The organism is Nakamurella alba (assembly GCF_009707545.1).
Lineage (GTDB): Bacteria > Actinomycetota > Actinomycetes > Mycobacteriales > Nakamurellaceae > Nakamurella > Nakamurella alba.
The window spans coordinates 172401-198877 of the sequence record NZ_WLYK01000001.1; the positions used below are offsets into that span (position 1 = coordinate 172401).

Here is a 26477-nt window from a genome sequence, read left to right on the forward strand (position 1 = left end):
CCCGCACTGCAAGGCCGCGGGGATCCGAGCCGCGCACGCCCGGCACCGCGTCGCCGGTTGGACCTGGAGCCGATCGCACTGCCGGTCACCTGGGTCCTGGTGATCGTCCTGTTCACGATCCTGAAACCCGGTGTGTTCCTCACCCAGGCCAACATCTCCTCCATCCTGTCCTCCCAAGCGGTCCTGGTGGTTGTCACACTCGCGATCGTGATCCCGTTCACCGTCGGTGATCTCGACGTCTCGGTGGGAGCGGTCGTCGGGTTCTCGGCGATGCTGACGGCGATCCTCAACGTGCAGCACGACGTGCCCGTGTTCCTGGCGGTGCTCATCGCGATCGTCGCCAGCATGGCCATCGGCCTGTTCAACGGGATCGTCGCCACCACGATGAACGTCGACCTGCTGATCGTCACTCTCGGGACGGGCAGCCTGATCACCGGGGTGACCGCATGGATGAGTGATCTGAACACCATCACCGGGGTGTCGCAGGGCCTGGTGGACGCGGTGGTCGGGCACCGCATCCTGGGGATCGCCCCGGAGTTCTACTACGCGATGGTCATCGCCGTCGGCCTCTTCTACATGCTGCGCTACCTCCCGTTCGGCCGGCGCATGCTGATCGTCGGGCAGGCGCGGGATGTCGCCCTCCTGTCGGGCATCAACGTCAACCGGACGCGGGTGCTCGGGCTGGTCATGTGCTCCGGTCTGGCAGGCCTGGCCGGGGTGCTCTACGTGGGGAACAGCGGCGGAGCGACACCGTCGGGTGGTGCCGAGCTGCTGCTGCCGGCGTTTGCCGCGGCGTTCCTCGGCGCGACGTCCATCGTGCCCGGGCGGTTCAACGCCTTCGGCTCCGTGATCGCCGTGTACTTCCTGGTCACCGGTATCAACGGACTGCAGTTGCTGGGCGCACAGACCTTCGTCCAACAGCTCTTCTACGGCGCTGCACTGGTCGTCGCGGTGTCCGTGTCCTCGATGGTGCGTGCCCGGCGGAAGCGACGGGGCGACGAAGAGGCCGAGGCCGCGATGACCGAGGCCGCGGAGCCGGCCGGAGATCCTCCGGACGCGACTGTGCCGCCCGGCCGGCGCGGGAACACCGACAGCAAGGACACCGCATGATCACGCGCGCCGATTTCGACTTCCACACCAACGACGGGACCGACCGGACGTGGACGGAGACCATCGGCGGGGTGTTCTCCGTACCGGAGGCGGGCATCCTCGCCAACGTCTACGTGCTGGCCCGGCCGAACCTCGGTGTGGTCACCTCCTGCGTGAACGTGCACCAGGGGCTGTGCACGACCCCGTACGAGATCGACTTCCACGACCCGCAGGTGCACCTGCCCTGCCCGTCGAGCTTCAGCAGCTTCACCCTGGACAGCGGGATGGGTGTCGAGGTCGACAGCAGCGGCGGTTACCGGATGACCTACCGGAGTGCCGACGGCAACTGCAGTTTCGACCTCGACTACTCGCCGATCATGGCCCCGTGGGACATGCACGACCCGGCCACGAACCCGCTGCTGCCCGCCGACGGACTCAAGGACGCGGACACCGGGCTCGGGGCCGGTTGGGCACACGGCCACTTCGACCTGATCAACGAGATCACCGGCACCCTGCGGCTGCGCGGACGCGAGTACGAGGTCCGGTGCACGGAGGGCATGGACCACAGCTGGGGCCCTCGTCCGGAGACCGGTGGCCAGGACGTGGCCGTCACCTGGCTGCACGTCACGTTCGGGCGCAGGTTCGGGATGCACCTGGCGGCCGCCCTGGAGATCGAGGACGGCGAGGTGCGCTACGGCCCGGTCCGTTTCGGCTACGTCGTCGAGGACGGTGAGGTGACCGGCATCGAATCGGCGGAGATCATCGGAGAGACCGACCACCTGATCCCGGTCCGCAACCACATCACGGCCCGGGATGCCCGGGGGCGCGAGTGGGAGTTCGGCGGCGCCTCCGTGGGCGGTGCCCCGTGGTACTCCTGGAATCCTTTCACCTGCTCGTTCTCGAGCCTGATGCGGTACGAGAGCGGCACCGGGGAGGTCGGGCACTCGATGATGACGGACGTCTACGGGCTGGAGTTCCTGGCGGATCGCATGTCCCGGCACGGGATCTCACGTCGCACCGCACACCCGGGCGGCACCCGGTGAACGCGCTGTCCCAGGCCGAGCGGGACCTGCCGACGACACGGTTCGCGCGTCGGGTGGCGGAGAACTACCCGACCGATCCCGATCTCGCCGCGATGCTTGACCGGAAGATGGCCCTGCGTCGCCAGGGGCCCGGCGTCACCCCGTCGTTGGACGGACTACGGGCGTCGCTGACCGCGCTGCTCGCCGCATCCCTGGGTGGAGAGTTCACCGTCGCGGACGAGAGTTGGCTGACCGGCGGCGCATCGAAGGTCCAGATGGGGTTCACGCTGCACCGGCCGGGTCCGGGCGGCGCAGACACGGCCGAGAAGCTGATCCTCCGGATGGATCCACGCGAGCCGATCAACACGACCGACAAGACCCGCGAGTTCGAGATGGTCAGATCCCTGGTGGGCACGGTCCCGGTGCCGGAACCGCTGTGGGTCGACGCGGATGCGACCTGGTTCCCGGAGCCGGCGATCGTGTACCGGATCGTCCCCGGGGTGGCACGTCCCTCCGGGGCGGTCACCGGTCAGGTGGTCGGCCTCGGAACGAATTTCGGACCTGAACTCCGGAAACGGCTGGCTCCGCAATTCATCCGGGACCTTGCCGCGTTGCACACCTTCGACACGTCGACGCACCTGTACCGGAGCACGACGGCACCGACGGCAGGAACGGTGCAGAATGCGTTGTGGCGGCTGAACTACGAGCGTCGGGTGTGGGAAGAGGATCGTGGTGAGGACTGCGCACTGATAGAACTCGCCGCTTCGTGGTTGGAGCGGCATCTGCCGGAGCTCGATCACGTCGGTCCTGTGCACGGCGACTACCGCAGTGGCAACTTCCTCTTCGACGAGACCTCGGGGGAGATCACCGGCTGGCTCGACTGGGAAGGTGCTCACCTGGGCGACAGGCACTGGGACCTGGCCTGGTCCACCCAGCCGCTGTTCGGCCACCGCGACGAGAGCGGCTCCACCTTCCTGGTCAGCGGACTGCTGCCGGTGCCCGAACTGCTCGATCGCTACGAACAGGCGTCCGGGCTGCCGGTGGACCATGAGCGTCTGGACTGGTACCGGGTACTGACCTGCTACTCGATGATGGTGAAGACCATCGGGTCGGCGTACCGGGTGTCCAGGCTCGGAAGATCCCATCAGGACGTGCTTCTCGCCCGACTGGAGGGCTCCCGCAGCGTCATCGAGCTCGAACTCCTGAGCCTGCTGGAAAGGCTGCTGTGATGGAATACAGCGCGAACGCCCTGCACGCCGCGATCCGGGCACTGGACGAGGTCGTCCGCCCGGTCGTCGAGGCCGCCGACGACGCACAGGCAGCGGACCAACTGACGTTGGTGACGGACACGCTTCGCTTCCTCGAACTCAGGCTGGCCGATCTGCCCAGGCGGAGCGCGTTCCTGCTGCAGAACTCGGTCGACCTCGCTGCGGCGTTGGCGGAGGATCTGGCTGACGAGAGTCCGGACACCGCAGGGATGCTGGTGTCGGCGGCCAGGCGCGCTGCGGAGCTCCCGTCCGGCGGGGACGCGCTCGCCGAGGTGACCGGTGCGATCCGGGAGACACTGCGGAACCTACTCTCCTGGAGGGACCCCGCGCTCCGGCGCAGTGCCGCCTGGCACGTGTTGGCCGGCGAACGCCGCCGTATCACGGCCGACCGGGCCTGGTTCGCACCGCTGGGATTCGACACCGACCCGGACACCTTGGCGACCCTCGACGAGGCGATGCCGATCCCATTGCCGGCCGGCGCGCCGCCGCCCCGTCGCGCGCGACAGGAGACCGGATGACCGCCCGACCGACGGGGGGCAACCACCGAGCCCACCGGCGCAGCGAGCCCGCACCGCACTTCACCTGGAGGACCACTTGATCAAGCCCGAGGACGCCGAGTTCCACCCCAGCGAGGCGTCGATGACGACGTGGGCCGAGACCATCGGCTTCTGGTTCGCAGTGCCCGAGGAGGCGATCTACGCCAACGTCTACGTGCTGTGCCGGCCGAACGTGGGCGCGGCCTACTCCTCGATCAACGTGATCCAGGGCCGCAACCACCACCCGTTCTCGGTGGACTTCACCGACCCGCACATGCACGTGCCCTGCCCGGATTCCATGCTCGACTTCACGTTGCAGAACGGGCTCCGGGTCACTGTCACGAAGCCCCCGAACAACTACCGGTTCAGCTACGTCTCGCCCGCAGAAGATGCCTGTTCCTTCGACCTGACCTTCGAGGGCGTCATGCCCGCCTGGGATCCGAACGATCCCCGGGAGAATCCGCTGCTGGCCGACCCGGATCGGACCGACCTCGGCCTCGGGGACGCCTGGTCCGGGGGACATCTCGACTTCGTCGGACGGGTCCGCGGCACCCTCCGGTTGCGGGGGGTCGAGTACGAGGTGGACTCCATGGGTGGCATGGATCGCAGCTGGGGGCGGCGGACCGAACTCGGCCAGGCGGCGATCTCCTACCTGCACATGCCGTTCGACGACGACTTCGGGTTCCACGTGGTGACCGGCATCGAACTGGACCGCGGTCAGGTCCGGTACAGCCCGTTCCGGTTCGGCTACGTCTACGAGAACGGCGGGACGACCGGCCTGACCGAGGCGCGGATGACCGGTGGGCAGGCGCAGGGACTGCTGCCGATGTGGAACGCCATCGAGGTGACGGATGTGCTCGGCAGGTCGTGGACGCTGCGGGGAACGGCTGTCGCCAACGCCCCGTGGTACACCTTCAGCCCGTCGTACGTGACCTTCCAGGCGTTGGTGCGCTACGACCTCGACGGGCGAACAGCTTTCGGCCTGATGGCCGACACCTACGGCATCGAGTTCCTGGCCGACCGGACGTCCCGCCACGGGCGGCTGACCTCGACCGCCTTCGGTCCGGGGATCTGATGAGGACCACGGCGGCCGTGGCGCGCGCGGCCCGGGAGCCGTTCACGGTGGAAGAGGTGGATCTGGGCGGGCCCGGGCCCGACGAGGTGCTGGTCGAGATCGCCGGGGTCGGGCTGTGCCACACCGACATCGCCGCAAGGGACGGGATCTACGGCCTGCCCTATCCTCTCGTACTCGGGCACGAGGGCAGTGGCACGGTCGCCGCCGTGGGTCCGGCGGTGACCGACCTCGCGATCGGCGACCCGGTGGTCCTCTCCTTCGCCAGCTGCGGTGGTTGCGTCACGTGCTCGGCGGGCCGGCCTGCCTACTGCGAACGGTTCACCGAGTTCAACTACATCGGCAGCCGCCCGGACGGCAGCGCGACGATGACGCAGCCCGGTGGCGCGATGCACGGACACTTCTTCGGCCAGTCCTCCTTCGCCACCCACGCTCTCGCTCCACGGCGCAGCGTGGTCCGGGTGACGACGGAGCTGGCCACCGGTCTGCTCGGCCCGCTCGGCTGCGGTATCCAGACCGGAGCCGGCGCGGTGATGAACTCCATGGATGTCCGGGCGGGGACGAGACTGGTCGTGCTCGGTGGCGGGCCGGTCGGGCTCGCGGCCGTCATGGCCGGGGCGATCCGGGGCTGCTCGGCCATCGTCGTCGTCGAGCCGCATGCCGACCGGCGTGCCTTCGCACTGACGGTCGGCGCGACCGCCGTGGTCGACCCGGCCGAGGGGCCACTGGCCGACGGCCTGCGTGCCGTCGTCCCGCAGGGGGCCGACTACCTGTTCGACACGACCGGCCGGGTGGAGGTGATCTCGGCGGCGCTGGGCGTGGCCGCGGCCAACGCGACTCTCGGCCTGGTCGGTGTGCCGCAGGACTTCTCGGTGGAGCTGCCGTTGAACATCGTCCGCGCCATGCAGCTCGGTCTCACGGTCAAGGGGATCGTCGAGGGGGACAGTGACCCGCAGGTGTTCATCCCGGAGCTGTTGCAGTACCACCGGGAAGGACGGTTCCCGTTCGACACGATGATCCGGACGTACCCGCTGAGCGACATCAACGCAGCGGTCGAGGCCCAGCACCGTGGCGAGGTGGTGAAGGTCGTCCTGCTACCCGGTCGCTGACCGCGGCGTCCGTTCCGTTCCCTTCCCGAAGCACAGGAGTCCACGATGCCCACGATCGACTACGACGCGCTCTACATCGGTGGCCGCTGGCAGACGCCGGTGGGAGAGTCGACCATCACGGTGATCTCGCCGATCACCGAGCAACCGGCAGGTTCGGTGCCGCGTGGCACCGAGGGTGATGTGGACGCGGCCGTGGCGGCCGCCCGGGCAGCATTCGACGATCCCGGGGGGTGGTCGACATGGACGCCGCAGCGCCGCTTGTCGGTGCTGGAGGCCTTCGCCGTCGAACTGGAGCGGCGGGGACCGGAGACGGCGCGGCGGGTGACCCTGCAGAACGGGATGCCGACGACCGTCGCACATGCCATCGAGGCCGGGTTCCCGGCGATCCTCATGCGCTACTACGGCGGGCTGATGGTGGACGGCGATCAGGAGGAGATCCGTCCTGGCATGGGTGGCGGCCGGACCAGGGTGACGCGGGAACCGATCGGTGTGGTGGCGGCCATCGTGCCGTGGAACGTCCCGCAGGGCATCACCGCGCTGAAACTGGCACCCGCCCTGGCCGCGGGATGCTCGGTGGTGCTGAAGCCTGCCGAGGAGACCGTGCTCGACGCCTTCCTGCTCGCGGAATCGGCAGCGGCCGCCGGCCTGCCGCCCGGCGTGCTGAACGTGGTCCCGGGCGGCCGGGAGCTCGGCGCCTACCTCGTCGGTCACCCCGGGGTCGACAAGGTGTCGTTCACCGGCTCCACCGCTGCCGGGCGGGCGATCGGCCGGACCTGCGGCGAGCTGCTCAGGCCGGTGACGCTCGAGCTCGGCGGCAAGTCGGCGGCCATCGTCCTCGACGATGCCGACCTGGACATGCGCATGGAGAGCTTCTTCGCCGCGACGATGATGAACAACGGCCAGATCTGCTGGCTGGGAACGAGGGTGCTCGCGCCGCGCAGCCGCTACGGGCGCGTCGTGGACGCGGTGACCGACATGGCACGGTCCAGGGTCGTCGGTGATCCGTTCGACCCGGCCGTGCACGTCGGCCCGCTGGTATCGGCCCGGCAGCGCGAAAGGGTGGAGGGCTACATCGCCGTCGGGCGTCAGGACGGCGCCCGTCTGACCACCGGCGGCGGCAGGCCGGCGGGTGTGGACCGCGGCTGGTACGTCGAGCCGACCGTCTTCGCCGACGTCGACAACTCGGCGAGGATCGCCCGCGAGGAGATCTTCGGCCCGGTGCTCTCGGTGATCCCGTACGACACGGTCGCCGATGCCATCGCGATCGCCAACGACAGCGACTACGGACTCGGCGGCTCGGTCTGGACCGAGGACCCGGACCGTGGGGCCGAGGTCGCCCGCGGCATCAGGTCCGGCACCGTTGGCATCAACGCCTACTCCAACGACCCGCATTCGCCCTTCGGCGGGGTCAAGGCCAGCGGGCTCGGCCGGGAGCTCGGGCCGGAAGGCCTGCACTCCTACCAGTTCCCGAAGAGTGTCTACCTCGACAACTGAGGAAGTCGTACTGTTCTCGCGGCCGGAAGCGGTTCCGGAACCTGGGATAGAAGGAGTGATCACACTGTGGTGAGCACCGGCAGAGCGGAACTGCCCGGCCCGGAGGACGCGGACCGGGACAGGCCCTCGGATGCCCTGCAGACGGCCGTCCGGGAGAGCTTTCCGACCGACCCGGCGGGCCAACAGGCCATCGACCAGAAGCTGCACCGCAGGGGCGGTCCCGGCTGGACACCGCTGGCACTGTCCCGGCTCGTCGACGGCGTCCGGGCGTTGCTCGACGAACGGGTCGGCGCCGGATGCGAGATCCGCGAGCCGCGGTGGCTCACCGGCGGCGCCTCGAAGATCCAGATGGCCTTCACCGTCGTCCTTCCCGGGCAACAACCACGACGGATGCTGCTCAGGATGGATCCGCCGGAGACGCTGAACGCGACCAACAAGTCCACCGAGTTCGAGGTGCTCCGCGCTGTCGGCGCCGTGCTGCCCGTGCCGGAGGCGCCGTGGATGGACGCAACGGGCGAGTTCCTGCCGGAACCGGCACTCATCTGCGGCTTCGTCGACGGTGTGACGAAACCGGCGCTGACCTCGACCGGCCAGGTGACGGGCCTGGGCACGAACTTCGGGGCGTCGTTGCGTCCGTCGCTCGGCGCCGACTTCGTGACGCACCTCGCCGCGCTGCACACCCTCCCGGTGACCGGTGTGCAGTCTCCAGCGGTGGTCGCACCGCGGACGGGCACCAGCGAGTCCGCCCTGTGGCGACTCAACTTCGAACGCCAGCTGTGGGAGCTCGACAGGGGCGAGGACGTCCCGCTCATGGATGTGGCCGGCGGCTGGCTCGCCCGCACCGCCCCGGTCCTGGACCGGGTGAGCGTGGTCCACGGTGACTACCGCAGCGGCAACTTCCTCTTCGACGAGGCCTGCGGGCGGATCACCGCGTGGCTGGACTGGGAGTCCTGCCATCTCGGCGACCGTCATGCCGATCTCGCCTACTGCACCCAACCGCTGTACGGCCACTACGCGGAGGACGGTGAGACCTTCCTGGCCGGCGGTCTGCTCCCGGTTCCCGACCTCCTCCGGATGTACGAGGAGGCCTCGGGTCTGTCGATCGACCCGGTGCGGCTGGGCTGGTATTCGATCCTCTGCTCGTACTCGGCCGTGGTGAAGACCCTGGCCACCTCCTACCGGGTGGCCCGGCTCGGCCGCTCGCACCAGGACGTGCTGCTGGCCCGGCTCGAGGGAACCGTTCCTGTTCTGCTGCAACAGCTCTCCACCAAACTTGAGGAGGTGCTCTGAATTGGACCACACGGCGAACACGGCCCGCGCGGCGTTGAAGGCCATGCGGGAGGTGGTGGTACCGGCACTGGACGGGGACGGAAGGAAGCAGGCGGCCGAGCAGGCGCAGCTCGTCGCGGACTTCCTCGCCTTCGTCGCCGAGCGGGTCGATCTGATCGACCGGCGGGCGGCGTTCCACCTGCGGTGCACGACCGCCACGGCGCGGGCCCTCGCCGCCGACCCGGCGGTGCCCGGGCTCCGGTCCCGGCCCCGCCTGGAGCAGGCTCTCCGGCAGCGTCCCGACCCCACCGCGGCCGGCGGATCGATCGAGGCGGTCACGGCCGGGCTCAACGCCGCGATCGGTGCGGTCGTCCGGGACGCCGACGGGCTTCCCGCCGTGGAGCGCCGACGGATCGAGCAGATCGTCGTGGCGGGGGCGCAACCGGGGATCAGGGGCGATCGATCGTGGCTGGCGCCACTGGGTTTCGATCCCGATCCACTGGGGGTGCCCGAACTGGGGGCGAGTCTCGACTGGGGTCTGGGTGCCGGCTGAGTCGGGATGCGCCGGTGCGCCAGATGGTCGGTGACGCCCGGACCAGGGACTCGCGGACCGGTGGCCCTCGGACCGGTGGCTCTCAGACCAGCGAAGGTCGGTACGTGTAGGACCGGCTGCGGCTGTGCGCGAACTCCAGGATGCCGGTGCCGGCGACTCCGTCGCAGGTGAACGCGGTGAGCCGGTCGGTGAGGGCGGAGTCCACGGTGGCAGGCGACACGGATCCGTCGAGCGGGTAGACGTCGTACTCGAGATGATCGACGCCACAGGGCTTCCCATGGTGCCCGCCGTAGCCGGCCCCGGCCATCCAGCCGCCGCCGGCCCGCGCGTCGCCGTCGATGTCCAGCACCGCGCCGGATGCGGTGGTCACCCGGACCCGGCCGGTCTCCAGGTCAAGACCGGGACCGAAGGTGAGATCGTGCCGTACGTCGACGATGTCGTCCACCTCGCCGGAGGTGTGCAGCACCGCACCCTCCAGCAGCAGCCGGCCGCCCGTGCGGTCCTCGACGTGCAGGAATCCCACGCAGTACTCCGGGAACTGTGCCTGGTACCAGAGGTGCAGGCCCTGCCCGCCGGCCATCGTGCGCACGCCGCGGGAACGGTCCCGCTGGCCGTACCAGCCCGCGACGTCGGTCCGGACGCCGTCGATGGTGATGGTGCCGGTATAGGTGCCGGACTGGAAGAGGTGGTCGAAGGTCGACGGGACGCCGTCGGCGTTGCGCACCTCGACGCCGCCGTGCCATGCCTCGGTCCGTGCCCGCCAGGTGATGTCGCAGCCGAGCCCGATGGGGTTGTCCGCTAACCGGAGTCGCCAGCTGCGGTTCGGCTCCAGCACGGTCCAGGACAGCGGCCCGACCGATCCCGCGGCCGCCGGCGACAGCGCGGAGAGCTCGGTGGAAAACCGCAGGTTGCGCTGCTCGGTGGCCGTGGTCACGACCGCGAAACCGTCCGTGACGTCCCGGACCGGGTAGACCCCGGCGCCCATGATGACCGACGGCGCGGTGGCGTCCGTCGGGTGCAGGTTGAACATGAACCGGTCGAAGAAGCGCTCGGGAAGGTCCGGGGTGCCCGGGGCGACGAGCGGATCGTGGAAGGTGTCTTCGAGTTGCAGCACCTGAACCTCCATGTTCGGTACGACCAAAAGAACGATCGCACCGAACATAGCAGCGAGGCTGCCGGGTGTCAGTCCTCGTCCGGCACCGAGATGTCGGTCCGTTCGTCGACCTGCATGAGGGCCTCGGCGTAGGAGTGCACGTGCCGGGTCATCCGGCGGACCGCCGCATCGGGGTCGAGATCCCTGATGGCATTGGTGATCGTGGTGTGGGCCCGCAGGGTGGTCGCCTTCACGGCCCGGTCGACGAACGCCTCGTTCTCGGTGGCGGTGTAGATCGCCCGGGACAGGGCCATCATCATGCCGGTCAGCAGTTCGTTGTGGCCGGCCGCGGCGACGGCGACATGCCAGTCCAGGTTGGACTGCAGGAACAGCGCCAGGTCCGGCTCGTCCAGCGACGCCTCGAGGTCGGCGTTGGCCCGGCCCAGCGCGTCGAGGTCCTCGTCGGTGCGGTGGGTGGCGGCCAACCGCGCGCAGAACGGTTCGATGGCCTCGCGGGTCTCCAGCAGGGCGGCGAGCCGGATCTGCCGGCCGCGGATCAGCAGTCCGACCGACCGGGCCATCGACTCCTCACCGGGGCGTTGCACGAAGGCGCCGCCGGCACGCCCGGCCTTGATGCGGACCAGACCCTGTACCTCCAGGATGCGCAGGGACTCGCGCACCGTGGTGCGACTCATCCTGGTCTGCACGACCAGCTCGCGCTCCGGGGGCAGCGGTGTCCCCTCGACGAACTCGCCGGACAGGATCCGCTCGCGCAGGGCATCGGCGAGCACGTCGGAGGCCTTCGGAACCTGCATCGGGGACAACTTGATCTCCGACCGCCCCACCCTGTCGATCGGGTCCGTCGACATGCCCCACTCCGTTCTGGTCTAACGGTCAGACCTAATATACTCTTCGATCAACAATCGTGATCTCGGCAGGGTAGCCGGACTCCGACGAAGAGGTGCAGCCCGTGCGGTGGACGTTGACCGATGAACAGCAGATGTTCCAGGAGACCTTCCGTGGGTGGCTCGGCCGGGCCGCCGCGCCCGATGCGGTGCGCAAGTGGCTGGACACGGAGGATCCCGCCGGGTTCGACCGCCAGCTCGACGACGAGGGTTGGTCCGCCGTCGGTTTCGCCGAGGAGGTCGGCGGCCAGGGCGGCGACCTGTTGGAGAGTGCCCTCGCGGCGGAGGAGTTGGCCCGGTGTGCGGCCCCGTCCGGGCGGTGGACCGCGCTGTCGCTGGCCGGCGCGATCGATCCGGACGGGGTCGAGGCGGCGGTGTCCGGCGAGCAGAACCCGGCCGTCGCCGTCGATGCGGGCCGGGTGCCGGGTGTCGCGCGCGCGGTCACCGCGGACGGAGGCCGGCTCACCGGCGAGATCGGCTGGGTGGTCGGTGGTGCCGGCGCGACCCGGCTCCTCGTGCCGGTGCACGACGCGTCCGGAGGTCCTGTCTGGTACGCCGTGGACGCTGCCGCGGAAGGCGTGCGGGCCCGGCCCCGGCGGCTGCTGGACCGGTCGCGAACCGTCGCCGACATCGGGCTCGACGGTGCCGTTGCCGAGCGCCTGGAGGTGGACGGCGCGGCCGTGATGGCCGAGGTCGCGCTCCGCGCCGCGGTGCTCACGGCTGCCGATGCATTGGGAGCAATGGAGCGGGTCCTCGACCTGGCAGTGGAGTACGCCGGGCAGCGCCAGCAGTTCGGCAAGCCCATCGGGTCGTTCCAGGCGGTCAAGCACGCCGCTGCGACCATGCTGGTCGAGGTCGAGGCGTCCCGGGGCATCGTCTACTTCGCCGCGGCGTCGGTGGCGCAGGGGCACCCCGACCGGGCGTTGCACGCGGCGGTCGCCAAGTCGCAGGTCACGGCCATGGGTGCGCGCGCGGCCGATGTGGCACTCACCGTGCACGGCGCGATCGGCTACACCTGGGAGCACGACCTGCAGCTGTTCTACAAGCGGCTCAAGCTCGACGAGAAGCTCTTCGGCGCGCCGGCGGCCTGGAACGAGCGGATCGCCGACGGGCTCCGGCTCGTGTCCGCGACTGCTTGAACTTTGGTCAGTCCTTTTATACGGTGAAGCCAATCGGGACCGTGGTCGGTCCCGCCGCGGCGTTGCGGAACGATCGTTCCCATCGCACCGCGGCCTCCGACGAGGCAGATGGGAACGGGCGTCATGGATTTCGACCTCACCGAGGATCAGCAGACGATCCGCTCGGCGGTGCGTGAGTTGGCCGGCAAGTTCGACGACCAGTACTGGTTGGAGAAGGACGAGGCGCACGAGTTCCCGTGGGAGTTCTACGACGCGTTCGCCAAGGGCGGGTGGTTGGGGATCACCACGCCGGAGGAGTTCGGTGGCGCGGGGATGGGGATCACCGAGGCGTCGATCATCCTGGAGGAGGTCGCGGCGTCGGGGGCGGGGATGAACGGTGCGTCGTCGATGCACCTGTCGATCTTCGGGATGCATCCGGTGATCAAGCACGGGTCGGAGGAGTTGAAGGCGCGGACGTTGCCGCGGATCGTGGACGGCAGTCTGCACGTGTGTTTCGGGGTGACGGAGCCGGGTGCGGGTCTGGACACCACGAAGATCACCACGTTCGCCCGGCGTGAGGGTGATGAGTACGTGGTGAACGGGCGGAAGGTGTGGATCTCCAAGGCGGTGGAGTCGGAGAAGATCCTGCTGCTGACGCGGACGGCGAAGTTCGAGGACTCGCCGCGCAAGACGGACGGGTTGACGTTGTTCCTGACCGACATCGACCGGGCGCACATGGATGTGCGGCCCATCCGGAAGATGGGTCGGAACGCGATCACCTCGAACGAGATCTTCATCGACGACCTGCGGATCCCGGTGGCGGACCGGGTCGGTGAGGAGGGGAAGGGTTTCAAGTACATCCTCGACGGGTTGAACCCGGAACGGATGCTGGTGGCCTCCGAGGCGCTGGGGATCGGGCGGGCGGCGTTGCGGAGAGGCGTGCAGTACGCGGGGGAGCGTGAGGTGTTCGGCCGGCCGATCGGGATGAACCAGGGTTTGCAGTTCCCGTTGGCGGATTCGTTGGCGCATCTGGACGCGGCGGAGCTGGTGCTGCGGAAGGCGACCTGGCTCTACGACAACGGCCGGCCGTGCGCGCGGGAGGCGAACACGGCGAAGTACCTGTGCGCGGATGCAGGTTTCACCGCGGCGGACCGGGCGTTGCAGACGCACGGCGGGATGGGGTATTCGGAGGAGTACCACGTGGCCCGGTACTTCCGGGAGGCCCGGCTGACCCGGATCGCTCCGCTCTCGCAGGAGATGGTGCTCAACTACCTGGGCGAGCACGTGCTGGGCCTGCCTCGCAGCTACTGAGTCTTCCGGATCCGACGGCTCCGTTCCGACAACTCCATTCCTATAGACACTCTCGAAGACACGACAGGAAGCGGCGCATGACCTTCTCACTCGACGGCCGGACCGCGGTCGTCACCGGCGCGGGATCGGGCATCGGTGCCGCGGTGGCCCGTGCCTTCGCCGCAGCCGGCGCCGCCGTGCTCGTCACCGACATCGACGCAGATGCCGCCGAGAAGGTCGCCGGGACGCTGCGGGAGTCGGGGCTGGTCGCCGGATCCGCCGCGCTGGACGTGCGGGACGCGGACCAGGCGACGGCTGCCTTCACCGCCGCCGCCGAACTCGGTGGTACCGGCGCGGTGCACATCCTGGTCAACAACGCCGGTGCCATCGCCCCGGCCATGCTGCCGAAGATGACTGCGGACGCCTTCCGGAAGGTCGTCGACATCCACCTGTTCGGCACCTTCGCCTGCAGCCAGGCGGCGCTGCCCTTCCTGCCCGACGACGGCACCGGGCGGATCATCAATGTCACCTCCGCGGCGGGGCTGGTCGGCACCATCGGGCAGGTGAACTACTCCGCGGCCAAGGCCGGGATCGTCGGTCTCACCAAGTCCCTCGCCAAGGAACTGGCCCGGCGGCAGATCACCGTCAACGCGGTCGCACCGCTGGCCGCCACCCCGATGACCCAGAACATCCGGGACAACGAGAAGTTGGCCGCACTCACCCTGGCCCGGATCCCGCTCGGCCGCTGGGCCGACCCCGACGAGATCGCCGGCACCTTCGTGTTCTTCGCCTCGCCCGCGGCGTCCTACATCACCGGCCAGGTGCTGGCCGTCGACGGCGGGACGGTGATCTGAGATGGCCCGCGTCAGTGGACCTTTCCGGCGCACCGCCCGTGAGGTGTTGGTCGCCGAGGCCGTCCGCACCCCGATGGGCCGGTCGCACGCGGAGAAGGGATGGTTCCGCGACACCCATCCCAACGAACTTCTCGGCGCCGTCTACGCCGAACTGCTGCGGCGCGCCGATCTGCCCGCCGCCGCCGTCGAGGACCTGATCATCGGCTGCACCGCGCCGTTCGGCGAGCAGTCCCGCAACATCGGCCGGAACGCCTGGCTGCAGGCCGGTTTCCCGGCCGAGGTGCCGGCCGTCACCCTCGACCGCCGCTGCGGTTCGGCGCAGACCGCCGTCGAGATGGGCGCCGCCCTGGTGGGTTCCGGCACCCACGACGTGGTGATCGCGGGCGGCGTGGAGCACATGGGGCACGTCCCGATGAACTCGCCCGCGGCGATCTCCGAGCTGTTCGGGGAACCCTGGCCGGCGGCCCTGCGCGAGCGGTACGACTTCGTCACCCAGGGCGAGAGCGCCGAGCTGATCGCCGACCGGTGGGGCATCGACCGGTTGCAGATGGACGAGTTCGCGGCCCGGTCGCACACGCTGGCCGCCGACGCGATCGCCGCCGGGCGGTTCGAACCGGAGATCCTGCCGTGGGACCTGGACGGCGCCGTGCGCACGTCCGACCAGACGGTCCGCCCCGGTACGACGGTGGAGACGCTCGCCGGTCTGCGCACCGTGTTCCGCCAGGGTGAGCACGCGAGGATCACCGCCGGTAGCTCGTCCCCGATCTGCGACGGCGCCTCCGGCGTCCTGCTGGCCTCCCGGGACGGGGTCGAGGAGTACGGGCTGCGGGCCCGCGCGCGGGTCGTCGACCAGACCACGGTCGGGGTCGACCCCATCATCATGCTGACCGGGCCGATCCCCGCCACCCGGAAGATCCTGGAGCGCAACGGACTCGACATCACCGACATCGATCTGTTCGAGGTCAACGAGGCGTTCTCCTCGGTCGTGCTCGCCTGGCAGCAGGAACTGAAGCCCGACCCGGACCGGGTCAACGTCAACGGCGGGGCGATCGCGCTCGGCCACCCCGTCGGCGCGACCGGCGGGCGGCTCATCGCCACGGCGGTCGCCGAGATGGAGCGGCGGGACGTCGAACTCGCGCTCGTCACCATGTGCTGCGGCGGCGGCCTCGGCACCGCCACCCTGCTGCAGCGGATCTGATCGTGATCGACCTCCGCCCGCTCCTGGCCGCCGGCGACGGCGTGTTCTGGAACCAGACCTGCGCCGAGCCCACCCCCTTGGTGGACGCCCTCCTCGACCAGGTCGCGGAGATCGGTGACATCCGGGCGTTCGTCGGCATGACGCTGCACCGGCGACTCACCCAGGACCCGCCGCAACAGCTGCACGTGGTGTCCTACGGCGGTCTGGGCGAGCTCCGGCGGCTCGCCCGTTCCGGGCGGCTCGAGGTGGTGCCCGCGCACTACTCGGCGCTGGCCGGCCTGTTCGCCGCCCGGCGACTGCCGGGAGATGTTGCCCTGATCCAGGTCTCGCCGCCGGACAGTGGCGGCTGGTGCACGCTCGGGCTGGGTGTGGACTACATCGCGGACGCTCTGCCGCACGCCCGCGCGGTGATCGCCGAGATCAACGCGCAGATGCCGGCGACGGCCGGTGCCCCGCGGATCCACGTCGACAGCCTCACCGCCTCGATCCGCACCGACCGGCCGCTGGTGCAGGCGCCGGAGCCGGCCGCGAGCGAGGTGGAACAGCGGATCGCCGCCCACGTCGCGGGTCTCGTGCAGGACGGCGACACCGTGCAGATCGGTGTCGGTGCGCTGCCCGGTGCAATCCTGGACGGTTTGACCGGACACCGGGACCTCGGCCTGCACACCGGACTGATCGGCGACAGCGTCCTGCGGCTCTTCGACAGCGGCGCACTCACCGGCGCCCGCAAGGAGATCGACACCGGGCTCATGATCACCGGAGCCGCGTTCGGCGGCCCGGAACTGTACGGCCGGATCGGCGGCCTGCCGATCGAGTTCCGGCCGTCCAGCTACACCCACTCGCCGCAGGTGCTCGGCCGGCTCCGGTCCCTGGTGGCCGTCAACTCGGCGCTCGAGGTCGACCTGAACGGCGACGTCGGTGCGGAACGGGTCGGCGAACACTGGGTCGGTGCCATCGGCGGGCAGGTCGACTTCAGCCGGGCCGCCGCGCACGGCGGCGGCCGGTCGGTCATCGCACTGCGTTCGACGATTCGGGACGCCTCGACCATCCGGGCCACGCTGGCCCAGGGTGCCCCGACCACCGTGGCCGCCGACATCGACCACGTGGTCACCGAGCACGGGGTGGCCGACCTGCGCGGCCGCACCGCGGAGCAGCGGGCCGAGCAGTTGATCGCGATCGCAGCGCCCGAACACCGGCGGGAGCTGTCGGAGGCATGGGCCGCGACCGCGGCCGGCGGGACCAGCAGAAGGACGAAGGAGACGGCGTCATGACAACGGTGCAGATCCGCGAGGTGGGTCCGCGGGACGGGTTCCAGAACGAGCCGGAGACGATCCCGACTGCGGACAAGATCCGGTTGATCAACGGGCTGGGGCGGGCCGGGTTCTCCCGGATCGAGGTGGCGAGCTTCGTGCGGCCGGACGTGATCCCGCAGTTGGCGGACGGGGTGGAGGTGCTGCACGGCATCGATGTGCCGGACTCGGTGTCGTTGATGGTGCTGGTGCCGAACTCACGGGGGCTGGACAACGCGTTGGTGCAGCGGGAGTACTTCCACGAGGTGGCGTTGTTCGTGTCGGCGTCGGAGACGCACAACAAGAAGAACGTGAACCGCACGGTCGAGGAGTCGATGGCCGACAACGACGTGCTGGTCAAGCGGGTCGTGGCGGAGGACCTGACGTGCGCGGCGGTGATCGCGACGTCGTTCGGTTGCCCGTACGAGGGCAAGGTGGAGATGTCGCGGGTGCTGGATCTGGCGGAGCGGTTCGCCGAGCACGGCGCCACCGAGCTGGGATTCGGTGACACCACCGGGATGTGCAACCCGAAGTACGCGAACGAGTTCTTCGCGGCGGCGATCGAGCGGCTGCCCGGGGTGGAGGTCACGGCGCACTTCCACAACACGCGTGGGCAGGGTCTGGCGAACGCCTACGCGGCGCTGGAGGCGGGCTGCCGCAGCTTCGAGTCGAGCTTCGGTGAACTGGGCGGGTGCCCGGTACCGAAGGGGTCGACGGGCAACATCGCGACCGAGGACCTGGTCAGCATGTTCCACGAGATGGACGTGCAGACCGGGGTCGATCTGGACGTGGTGATCGGCTCGGCGCGGGAGGCGCAGCAGGTGCTGGGCCGCAAACTGACCAGCCACTCCATCGTCTCCGGCCCGATCAACTGGACCCCCGGGGTCGACGTCGTCGGTCACTGACCTTCCCCCGCACAGCACGAGAAGCACGGTCCGACACAGCAATCCGACAGTGCCGTCCCCACACCGCAGTCACGAGCAGAGAAGAAGGCCAGTCCCATGAGCAATCGCGTCGCAGTCGTCACCGGTGGTGCCCAGGGCATCGGCAAGGGGATCTCGGACGCCCTCGGCGCGGCCGGGTTCCGGGTCGCCATCGCCGACCTGAACATCGAGGCGGCGGAGAAGACGGCGGCCGGCATCCGGGAGGCGGGCGGTGAAGCGGTGGTGGTGCGGATCGACATCACCGACACCGCGTCGGTGTCCGCCGCCATCGCCTCCGTCGCCGATCAACTCGGCCCGATCGAGGTGCTGGTCAACAACGCAGGCTGGGACGACTTCATGCCGTTCCTGGACACCACCGAGGAGTTCTGGGACAAGATCCTGGACATCAACTTCAAGGGCGCCCTGCGGATGATCCGGAACGTCGTGCCCGGCATGATCGAGCGCGGGTACGGCCGGGTGATCAACATCGGGTCGGACGCCGGCCGGGTCGGATCGTCCCTCGAGGCCGTCTACTCCGGCGCCAAGGGCGGGATCATCGCCTTCACCAAGACCCTCGCCCGGGAGGTCGCCACCAAGGGCGTCACGGTGAACACGGTGTGCCCCGGACCCACCGACACCCCGGCACTGCGGAAGTTCGCCGACAACGCCGGCCAGGACGCCGAGAAGGTGATCAGCGGGATGACCCGCGCGGTCCCGATGAAGCGACTGGGGCGGCCCGAGGACGTCGGCACCGCCGTGGCCTTCTTCGCCTCCGACGCCACGTCCTTCATCACCGGCCAGACGCTGTCCGTCAGCGGCGGCCTGACGATGGCGTGAGCGGCATGACCTCCACCGCGACCACCACCGGCCCCTCCGCCGCGGCTGGTGCCCCCGTGCCTGCCGTGGCCCACGAGATCGACGGCGACCTGCAGGTGATCACGCTGCAGCGCCCCAAGGCCAACGCGCTCGGCGAACCGATCATCGACGGCATCAACGCCGCGCTGGACGCTGCCGACGCCGCCGGCGGCGTCAAGTACGTCGTCGTTGCCTCCGCGCTGCCCGGATTCTTCGCCGCCGGGGCCGACATCAAGCTGATGGCGGAGGCCGATGCCGAGGGGTTCCTCGCCTACGGCAACCGGCTGCGGGGCGCCCTGGACCGGCTCGCCTCGGCCGACCGCATCACGGTCGCCGCCGTCGACGGGCTCGCGCTGGGCGGCGGCCTGGAACTGGCCATGGCCTGCACACTCCGGGTCGGCGGCGCCGACGCCTCGTTCGGGCTGCCCGAGGTGCGCCTCGGGCTGATCCCGGGAGCCGGTGGGACACAACGACTGCCACGACTGGTCGGCCGCGGCCGTGCGCTGGACATCATGCTCACCGCCCGGCAGGTGCCCGCCGAGGAGGCGCACGTCATCGGGCTCGTCGACCGGCTGGTGCCGGCGGGCACGGCACTGCAGCACGCACTCGAGCTGGTGGCGGGCCTGCGCGGGATGTCCCTGCCGGCGCAGCAGGCGGTCATCCGGACCGTCGATGCCGCCGCGGACCTCCCGCTGGAGCAGGGGCTGGCCTTCGAGGTGACGCAGGAGCAGGAACTGTTCGAGACCGGTGAGGCGGCCGAGGGTATCGCCGCCTTCGTCGGCAAACGGGCGCCCCGGTTCGGCTGACGTCCGGACCGCAGACCGACAGCCGGAGGTCGATACCGTCCTGGCGGACGTACCTGTGGCGCCATTGAAGATCCGCCCGCCGGACCCGGCGGGCCGCAGCACCACCGAGGAGAGAACGTGACCGACTGGGCGGCGTCGCTCGAGACGATCAGGATCGACCGGCCGGACGAGGGCATCGTGGTGGCCACGCTGCACCGCCCGGAACGGCTCAACGCCATGAACAACACCATGTTCCGCGAGTTCGAGGTGCTCGCCCGGCGGGTCGACGCCGAGCCGGCGACCCGGGTGCTCGTGCTGACCGGGGCCGGGCGCGGGTTCTGCGCCGGCTACGACCTCGAGGACGCCGAGGAGCTGCCCGGACTCACCGCGATGGGCATGCTGGACCAGCAGGAACTCGCAGCCCGCGGCCTGTCCGCCCTGCGCGGGATCAAGCAGCCGCTGATCGCCGCCGTCAACGGCGCGGCCGCCGGTGGCGGGCTGTCGCTGTCGCTGTGCGCGGACATCCGGCTGGCCTCGCCGGCGGCGAGGTTCAACGCCGCCTTCGTCCGCATCGGCCTCTCCGCGGGGGACCTCGGCGCCTCCTGGCTGCTGCCCCGGCTGATCGGACCGGCCCGGACGGCCGAGATCGCCTACACCGGGCGCATCGTCGGGGCCGAGGAGGCCGAGGCGATCGGCCTGGTCAACCGGGTGGTGCCGGCCGACGAGCTGCTGCCGGAGACGCTGTCGATGGCCCGGGCGATCGTCGCCAACTCCCCGGCCGGTATCCAACTGTCCAAGCGGGCGCTGCAGAACAACCTGGAGATCGGCAGCTACGGCGCCGCCCTGGAACTGGAGAACCGGGGCCAGGCGCTCCTCACCCGCGGCGCGGACATGGCCGAGGCCCTCGCCGCGTTCAAGGCCAAGCGCGCCCCGCAGTTCACCGGAGCCTGAGATGTCCACGCCTGAGCTGTCCACGCCCGAGAAGTCCACGACCGAGGAGACGAGCGTGCTGCGCAACTACACCCCGCCGGAGCTGGAGACGCTGTCGCTGGAGGTGCTGCCGGGTGGCGTGGTGGTGCTCTCGATCGACCGGCCGGACCGGATGAACTCCATGACCATCCGGATGTTCGAGGAGTTCGGCATCGTCGCCGACGCGCTGCGCGACACCGGCGCCCGGGCGATGATCCTGCGTGGGGCGGGGGAGAAGGTCTTCTGCGCAGGTTTCGACCTGGACGAGGTGGGCGTGCTGCCGTCCTACGGGATCCGGGAGTTCCTGGCCTTCCAGGAGATGGCCACCGGGGGCATCGCGGCCCTGCGGCAGTCGCCGTTCCCGATCATCGCGGCGATCCACGGCGCCGCGGTCGGAGGTGGCATGGCGCTCGCCCTGGCGGCCGACATCCGGCTGGCCGCACCGACCGCGCGGTTCTCCGCGGCCTTCACCCGGATCGGCTTCTCCGTCGGTGATCTGGGAACCTCCTGGCTGCTGCAACGGCTGATCGGGCCGGCACGCACCGCCGAGCTGGCCTTCACCGCCAGGATGGTCGAATCCGACGAGGCCGAGCGCATCGGCCTGGTCAACCGGATCGTGCCCTCGGCGGACCTGATGGACGAGGCCCTGACGATCGCCGGACAGATCTCGGCGAACTCGCCGGGTGGGGTGCGGATGTCCAAGCGTGCCCTGCACCGCAACCAGGAGATCGGTTCCTACGCGGCCGCTCTCGAGCTGGAGAACCGGGGACAGGCGCTGCTGACCAGAGGCAGTGACATGCCGGAGGCCCTGTCTGCGTTCAAGGAGAAGCGAGCACCCGTCTTCACCGGCCGCTGACGTCACCCTGGGGTGCGTCGCCGGCGTCCAGGGGTGGTTCGTCGGTGTTGAACCGTTCCAGCACGGACCGCAGGTTCTCGATCTCCGCCTCGGTCCAGGACGAGAGCTGCAGGCGCAGCATGCGGTGGCTGCGCTGCAGCATGTCGTCGACCCGCCGCGCGCCGTCCGGGGTCGCCGCGACCAGCGGCGCCCGCCGGTCGCCCGGATCGGGGAACCGCTCGGCGAGGCCCATCCGGACCAATTGCCCCAGCTGACGGCTGATGGCGGCCTTGTCGATGCCGAAGACCTCGGTGAGGTCCCGGTTCCGGACCGGGCCCGACTCCACCAGCCGGCGGAGCAGGCCGAACGCGGCGGTCGACAGACCGGGGTGGATGTCGCCGGCCGACCGGCGGCCGAAGGTGCGCACCCGGCGGGCCAGATGCCCGATCGCCCGCTCGATGCGGAAGAGATCCTCGTCGGACGGTGGGTGCACCACTCGACACTAGAGGGCGCACGGGTCGCCGAGCGGTTGGCGGTGCTCCTGGGGTGGTGTCGACTCCGGTCAGACCGGGACGGCCGTGGCCGGGGGCTGCCCCAGCGCCCAGGCGCGGAGCAGGAACTTCTGGATCTTCCCGGTGGCGGTCACCGGGAACTCGTCGACGAAGAACCACACCCCGGGCACCTTGAACGAGGCGAGCCGCTCCTTGCAGAAGGCCCGGAGCGACTCCGGGGTGACCTCCGATCCGGGAGCCCGCTGCACGATCGCCGCCACCACCTCTCCCCAGTGCGGATCGGGCAGGCCGATGACCGCGGACTGGCGGACCTCCGGATGGGTCGAGAGCAACTGCTCCACCTCCGCCGGGTACACGTTCTCCCCGCCACGGATCACCATGTCCTTCAGCCGGCCGACGATGCGCAGGTAGCCCCGCTCGTCCATGGTGCCCAGGTCACCGGAGTGCAGCCAGCCGTCGTCGGACAGCGCCGCGGCGGTGGCGGGCCCGTCGCCGAAGTAGCCCAGCATGGTCTGGTAGCCGCGGACACAGATCTCGCCCGGCTCACCGGTCGGCACCACCTCGCCCGTCGCGGGATCGGTGACGGCGACCTCGACGTGCGGCAGAGGTGCGCCGATGGTCTCCGACATGTCCTCGGGGCTGTCGGACAGCCGGGTCTGGCTGATCACACCGTGCATCTCCGTCTGCCCGAACAGGATCGAGAAACCGCACCCGAACGCGGAAGTGGTGCGCCGGACCAGCTCGGCGGGCACGAAGGAAGCGCCGGACATGACGGTCCCCAGGGACGAGAGGTCCCGGGTGCGGGCGTCCGGATGATCGAGCATCGCGACCAGCATGGTGGGGACCGCGAGCATGATGGTGCCGCGGTAGGTCTCGATCAACTCGAGCTGCAGTGCAGGGTCGAAAGCCGGTAGCAGGACGTAGGTCCCGTGGTGGGTGAAGGTCCCGAGCTCGGTGAGGGCGCCGCCGCCGATGTGGAACATGGGCATGGAGTTGACCCACACCGCGCCGTCGGTCACGCCGGCGCCCCTGGCCACGAACCGCGATGCATTCACGAGGCCCCGGTGGTGCAGGAGCGCGGCTTTCGGGAAACCCGTTGTCCCGGAGGTGTACTGGATCTGACAGGGATCGTCCGGTGTCACCTCCGGCAGCTCGTGCGCGCCGGGCGTCCCGCCGAGAAAGCCCGCCCAGTCGTCGAACGAGACCACCTGGCGCACATCGGGGAGGTCCGGTTGCATGTCGACGACGGCCTGGTAGGGCCGGAACCCGCGGTACTCGCCGGCGGCGAACACCCCGGCGGCACCGGAGTTCGACAACACGTGCCGGACCTCGGACTCGCGCAGCGCCGGGTTGACCGTGACCAGCACCAGCCCGGCCAGTGCCGCGCCATGCTGGAGCAGCACCCAGTCCGCGCTGTTCGGCGACCACACCGCGACCCGTTCGCCGGGTGCGAACCGATCCAGCAGCAGGAGCGCGATGTGTCGTACCTGGGCATCGAGCTCGGCGTAGGTCCAGGTCCGTCGCGCCTCCGGCGCCGCCACGGCATCGACGAGTGCCACCCGGTCCGGGCAGGTGGCGACCGCGGAGGCGAGCACCCCGGGAACGGTCGTCTCGATCAGCGGAAGGGAGATGTCGGCAGGTCGATGTGACGTGGATCGCATCATGGGCGGCGACGCTAGCCGAGATGCGGTCCGATGTACAGATGGTCCGACCAAAAATCTGGACTTCCGGAACATCGGGACAAGTCGTTGACCGGGACAACATCCTGGCGTACGGTCACCAACTGTCGGACCAAACCAGTGCGCCGCCGCCGCACGGGTCGACGACGGTGTGGACAGCGAGGTCGGAACACATGGTGGACATCGAGGACCGGGTCGTTCCCGGTCGGGCGATCGCCCGGTTGACCGCGGTCGCCGGCGACCCGGACGCCTACGTCCGGGAATGGAAGCAGCGCACCGGCGGCCGGGTCATCGGGGCCTTCCCGATGAACTTCCCCGCCGAGATCGCCCATGCCGCAGGCCTGTTGCCGGTCCTGATCCAGGAGAACCGGGAGACGATCACCGTCGGCCGCAACCTGCTGACCGAGTTCTACTGCGGATACACCCGGAACATCGCCGACCAGGCCGCCAAGGGCAGGCTGTCGATCTACGACGGGTTCTACAACGCCGACCACTGCATCCAGCTGCTGGGTGCGGTCGACGTCACCCGCGAGTTCGAGGAGGACACGCCGGTCTACTTCGGGCAGTTGGAGACCTCCATCGGCAGCACCTGGGCGATCGACAAGGTGCAGCGCAAGATGGCGGCGTTCCGTGCGGAGATCGCGGGTTTCGTCGGACACGACATCCACGACGACGACCTGCGGGCCAGCATCGAGCTGTTCAACGAGCAGCGCCGGCTGCTGCGTCGGTTCTACGACGAGCGGCGTTCCGGCAACGCCTACTTCTCGCCGGCCCACCTGCAGGTCCTCGTGAAGTCCGGGATGGTCATGGACCGGGCGGAACACATCGCCCTGCTGCAGGAGGTGCTGCAGCTCGGCCTGTCCGCCGAGCGGCAGCGCGGTCGGATCAAGGTCCACCTGTCCGGACACTTCTGCCATGCCCCGCGGACCGAGCTGCTCGAGCTGATCGAGGAGTGCGGCGCCCAGGTCGTCGACGACGACCTGTTCCACGGGACCCGTTGGATCGCCGCCGACGTGCCGGACGCCGACGACCCGATCGAGGCGATGGCGCTGTGGTACCTGGCGCGCAACGTCGCAGTGCCCTGCCCGACCCGGGTGCAGCACGACGTCGACTGGGACGGCTACCTGCTCGACGTGCTCGACGGCAGCGGCGCCGAGGGCCTGATCGTCCTGATGGCCAAGTTCTGCGAGCCGCACATGCTCTACTACCCGGAGCTCCGAAAAGCTCTGGACAGCAAGGGTATCCCGCACCTCTTGATCGAGACCGAGCACGAGGGGATGCCGCTGGAGTCCATGCGGACCCGGATCGAGGCGCTCCTGGAACGCATCCGCCGGCGCCAGGCCGTCCTGGTCTGACCCCCCATGCCACTACCTGATCCCGACGCCACCAGCACCCGAGAGGAACCGAGCCCATGAGCACCGCCGTCGCGAGCCCGATGAACAGGCTCGGCTCCACCGCGCTGGCCGGCGCGATGACCAGCGCCTACTGGGAAAGGATCTTCACCGCGCGGGAACGCGGGGCGCAAGTGGTCTGGTACAACGGCTCCGCGGTCAACGTCATCTTCCAGGCCGCCGGGCTGGAATGGTGCCACGGCGAGGCGTTCTCGGCACGACTGGCCGCCCAGCACCTGGAGAAGCCGGCCCAGCTGGCCGGCGAGGAGTACGGCTACGTCGGCGAGCTGTGCAGCTACGCCCGGACCCATCTCGGCTGCGCGGTCCTCACGCAGCAGGCGCGCGAGGAGGAGAACTCGGGCGTCGTCGGCATGGTCGACCAGCGGGAGTTGGCGAGCCGGCTGCCGGCACCGGACTTCTTCGTCAATGCCTACGCGGGCTGCAGCACCGGCCAGCAGTGGGACGAGATCTCCTACCGGGTGTTCGGCAAGGACGTCCCCATCTTCAACGTGTCCCTGCCGTTCCTCTGGGGGAACAAGCCGGATGCCGGCTACCTGCGAGGTCAGGAGTGGGAGGAGGCGACCACCTACGTCTCCGACCAGCTGCACGACCTGATCCGGTTCGTCGAGCAGATGACCGGACGGAAGTTCGACTTCGACCGGCTCCGCGAGGTCATGTCGTACGTGAAGAAGGCCTCGGAGCTGCGCCGCGAGGCCATGGCCATGTGCAAGGCCGCGCCCACCCCGGCCACCTACTGGGACTGGATCGCCAGCATCGCGCCGATCAACTTCCTGCCGGCCGGCCCGGAGCTCGTCGCCTACTTCCAGGCAGTGCGGGACGAGGTCGCGCAGCGGCTGGCGGACGGGGTGCCCGGGATCGCGAACGAGCGCTACCGCCTCTACTTCGACGGCATCATGAACTGGAACAAGCTCGGCTACCTGGCGCGCAAGTTCGCCGAGTACGACGTCGCAGTGGTCTGCGGGCGCTACACGCACAATGCGTTCTGGCAGGAGCCGCACCTGATCGACACCGACGACCCGATCCGGGGTATGGCCCAGCACTACCTGCTGTGCCCGACCAACCACGGGGTCCGGACGCTCAAGTACCTGACGAACCGGGACTGCGCCGACTACGGCGTGGACGGGATCGTCTTCCACTCGACCCGCACCTGCCGGGCCTTCACCAATCCTCAGCACCTGCTGGCGAAATCGGCGCAGAAGGAACTCGGCATCCCGTCGATGTTCTTCGAGGGCGACGTGGCCGACGCCTCCTTCTACAAGGAGGAGATCCTGGAGAGCCGGCTGGTCGCCATGCTCGAGGGCATCGACGTCCGCCGTGCCCGGGCACTGGCCTGACACCCGCAGGCGTC

The 26477-nt window shown here is 69.8% G+C and carries 25 protein-coding genes; 21 read left to right on the plus strand and 4 right to left on the minus strand.

Annotated features, from left to right (window positions below; translation table 11 throughout):
* The first annotated feature begins 57 nt into the window (after window positions 1–57).
* The 9 genes from GIS00_RS00770 to GIS00_RS00810 all read left to right on the plus strand — a co-directional run bounded on the left by GIS00_RS00770 (window position 58) and on the right by GIS00_RS00810 (window position 9412).
* Window positions 58–1110: an ABC transporter permease gene (locus tag GIS00_RS00770; protein WP_196073059.1), complete on the plus strand. Its 1053-nt coding sequence runs from the start codon at window positions 58–60 to the stop codon at window positions 1108–1110.
* Complete coding sequence (locus tag GIS00_RS00775) at window positions 1107–2132, plus strand: DUF7064 domain-containing protein (protein ID WP_154766538.1); 1026 nt, start codon at window positions 1107–1109, stop codon at window positions 2130–2132. The genes GIS00_RS00770 and GIS00_RS00775 overlap by 4 nt, the downstream gene beginning before the upstream one ends.
* Window positions 2129–3340 (plus strand): phosphotransferase family protein, encoded by a 1212-nt coding sequence (locus GIS00_RS00780; RefSeq protein WP_154766539.1) that lies wholly within the window; start codon window positions 2129–2131, stop codon window positions 3338–3340. Before GIS00_RS00775 ends, GIS00_RS00780 begins: the two co-directional genes overlap by 4 nt.
* Complete coding sequence (locus GIS00_RS00785) at window positions 3340–3897, plus strand: hypothetical protein (protein WP_154766540.1); 558 nt, start codon at window positions 3340–3342, stop codon at window positions 3895–3897. The genes GIS00_RS00780 and GIS00_RS00785 overlap by 1 nt, the downstream gene beginning before the upstream one ends.
* A 76-nt stretch (window positions 3898–3973) precedes the next feature.
* A complete protein-coding gene (locus GIS00_RS00790; protein ID WP_154766541.1) occupies window positions 3974–4990 on the plus strand; it encodes a DUF7064 domain-containing protein in 1017 nt (338 codons plus the stop codon).
* Entirely contained in the window at window positions 4990–6096 is a 1107-nt protein-coding gene (locus GIS00_RS00795) for an NAD(P)-dependent alcohol dehydrogenase (RefSeq protein WP_154766542.1), read from the plus strand. The genes GIS00_RS00790 and GIS00_RS00795 overlap by 1 nt, the downstream gene beginning before the upstream one ends.
* A gap of 45 nt (window positions 6097–6141) precedes the next feature.
* The gene (locus GIS00_RS00800) at window positions 6142–7590 is read left to right on the plus strand and encodes an aldehyde dehydrogenase (protein ID WP_154766543.1); all 1449 of its coding nucleotides are present in this window, start codon (window positions 6142–6144) and stop codon (window positions 7588–7590) included.
* A gap of 69 nt (window positions 7591–7659) precedes the next feature.
* Window positions 7660–8880: a phosphotransferase family protein gene (locus GIS00_RS00805; RefSeq protein WP_322097308.1), complete on the plus strand. Its 1221-nt coding sequence runs from the start codon at window positions 7660–7662 to the stop codon at window positions 8878–8880.
* A 1-nt stretch (window position 8881) separates the two neighbouring features.
* The gene (locus GIS00_RS00810) at window positions 8882–9412 is read left to right on the plus strand and encodes a hypothetical protein (RefSeq protein ID WP_154766544.1); all 531 of its coding nucleotides are present in this window, start codon (window positions 8882–8884) and stop codon (window positions 9410–9412) included.
* An 82-nt stretch (window positions 9413–9494) separates the two neighbouring features.
* Here GIS00_RS00810 and GIS00_RS00815 read toward each other — a convergent pair whose 3' ends face one another.
* Complete coding sequence (locus GIS00_RS00815; RefSeq protein ID WP_230312706.1) at window positions 9495–10526, minus strand: DUF7064 domain-containing protein; 1032 nt, start codon at window positions 10524–10526, stop codon at window positions 9495–9497.
* Window positions 10527–10594: 68 nt separating this feature from the next.
* The gene (locus GIS00_RS00820; RefSeq protein ID WP_230312707.1) at window positions 10595–11374 is read right to left on the minus strand and encodes a FadR/GntR family transcriptional regulator; all 780 of its coding nucleotides are present in this window, start codon (window positions 11372–11374) and stop codon (window positions 10595–10597) included.
* A gap of 101 nt (window positions 11375–11475) precedes the next feature.
* On the opposite strand from GIS00_RS00820, the gene GIS00_RS00825 reads away from it, so the two are divergent.
* The 10 genes from GIS00_RS00825 to GIS00_RS00870 all read left to right on the plus strand — a co-directional run bounded on the left by GIS00_RS00825 (window position 11476) and on the right by GIS00_RS00870 (window position 21547).
* Complete coding sequence (locus GIS00_RS00825) at window positions 11476–12549, plus strand: acyl-CoA dehydrogenase family protein (RefSeq protein WP_322097310.1); 1074 nt, start codon at window positions 11476–11478, stop codon at window positions 12547–12549.
* A gap of 123 nt (window positions 12550–12672) precedes the next feature.
* On the plus strand, window positions 12673–13839 hold the full coding sequence (locus tag GIS00_RS00830; protein WP_154766546.1) for an acyl-CoA dehydrogenase family protein: 1167 nt from the start codon (window positions 12673–12675) through the stop codon (window positions 13837–13839).
* Window positions 13840–13916: 77 nt separating this feature from the next.
* The gene (locus tag GIS00_RS00835) at window positions 13917–14672 is read left to right on the plus strand and encodes an SDR family NAD(P)-dependent oxidoreductase (protein ID WP_154766547.1); all 756 of its coding nucleotides are present in this window, start codon (window positions 13917–13919) and stop codon (window positions 14670–14672) included.
* 1 nt (window position 14673) lies between these two features.
* Window positions 14674–15870, plus strand: a complete 1197-nt coding sequence (locus tag GIS00_RS00840) for a thiolase family protein (RefSeq protein WP_154766548.1) — start codon at window positions 14674–14676, stop codon at window positions 15868–15870.
* A 2-nt stretch (window positions 15871–15872) separates the two neighbouring features.
* Complete coding sequence (locus GIS00_RS00845) at window positions 15873–17141, plus strand: acetyl-CoA hydrolase/transferase family protein (protein WP_322097311.1); 1269 nt, start codon at window positions 15873–15875, stop codon at window positions 17139–17141.
* Window positions 17138–18064: a hydroxymethylglutaryl-CoA lyase gene (locus GIS00_RS00850; RefSeq protein WP_154766549.1), complete on the plus strand. Its 927-nt coding sequence runs from the start codon at window positions 17138–17140 to the stop codon at window positions 18062–18064. The genes GIS00_RS00845 and GIS00_RS00850 overlap by 4 nt, the downstream gene beginning before the upstream one ends.
* A gap of 96 nt (window positions 18065–18160) precedes the next feature.
* Window positions 18161–18919 carry an SDR family NAD(P)-dependent oxidoreductase gene (locus tag GIS00_RS00855; protein WP_154766550.1) on the plus strand — a complete coding sequence of 253 codons (759 nt, stop codon included), beginning with the start codon at window positions 18161–18163 and terminating at the stop codon, window positions 18917–18919.
* A 5-nt stretch (window positions 18920–18924) separates the two neighbouring features.
* Complete coding sequence (locus tag GIS00_RS00860) at window positions 18925–19743, plus strand: enoyl-CoA hydratase/isomerase family protein (protein ID WP_154766551.1); 819 nt, start codon at window positions 18925–18927, stop codon at window positions 19741–19743.
* Between the two features lie 117 nt (window positions 19744–19860).
* Window positions 19861–20673 (plus strand): enoyl-CoA hydratase/isomerase family protein, encoded by an 813-nt coding sequence (locus tag GIS00_RS00865; RefSeq protein WP_322097312.1) that lies wholly within the window; start codon window positions 19861–19863, stop codon window positions 20671–20673.
* A gap of 1 nt (window position 20674) precedes the next feature.
* Window positions 20675–21547, plus strand: a complete 873-nt coding sequence (locus tag GIS00_RS00870; protein ID WP_154766552.1) for an enoyl-CoA hydratase/isomerase family protein — start codon at window positions 20675–20677, stop codon at window positions 21545–21547.
* Here the strand turns inward: GIS00_RS00870 and GIS00_RS00875 are convergent.
* On the minus strand, window positions 21534–22019 hold the full coding sequence (locus tag GIS00_RS00875) for a MarR family winged helix-turn-helix transcriptional regulator (RefSeq protein WP_154766553.1): 486 nt from the start codon (window positions 22017–22019) through the stop codon (window positions 21534–21536). The genes GIS00_RS00870 and GIS00_RS00875 overlap by 14 nt on opposite strands.
* 69 nt (window positions 22020–22088) lie before the next feature.
* Window positions 22089–23702 carry an AMP-binding protein gene (locus tag GIS00_RS00880; RefSeq protein ID WP_230312708.1) on the minus strand — a complete coding sequence of 538 codons (1614 nt, stop codon included), beginning with the start codon at window positions 23700–23702 and terminating at the stop codon, window positions 22089–22091.
* A gap of 188 nt (window positions 23703–23890) precedes the next feature.
* Here GIS00_RS00880 and GIS00_RS00885 point away from each other — a divergent pair, with 188 nt between their 5' ends.
* Window positions 23891–25072 (plus strand): 2-hydroxyacyl-CoA dehydratase subunit D, encoded by a 1182-nt coding sequence (locus GIS00_RS00885; RefSeq protein WP_154766554.1) that lies wholly within the window; start codon window positions 23891–23893, stop codon window positions 25070–25072.
* Between the two features lie 56 nt (window positions 25073–25128).
* Window positions 25129–26463: a 2-hydroxyacyl-CoA dehydratase subunit D gene (locus tag GIS00_RS00890; protein ID WP_230312709.1), complete on the plus strand. Its 1335-nt coding sequence runs from the start codon at window positions 25129–25131 to the stop codon at window positions 26461–26463.
* The last annotated feature ends 14 nt before the right edge of the window (window positions 26464–26477 follow it).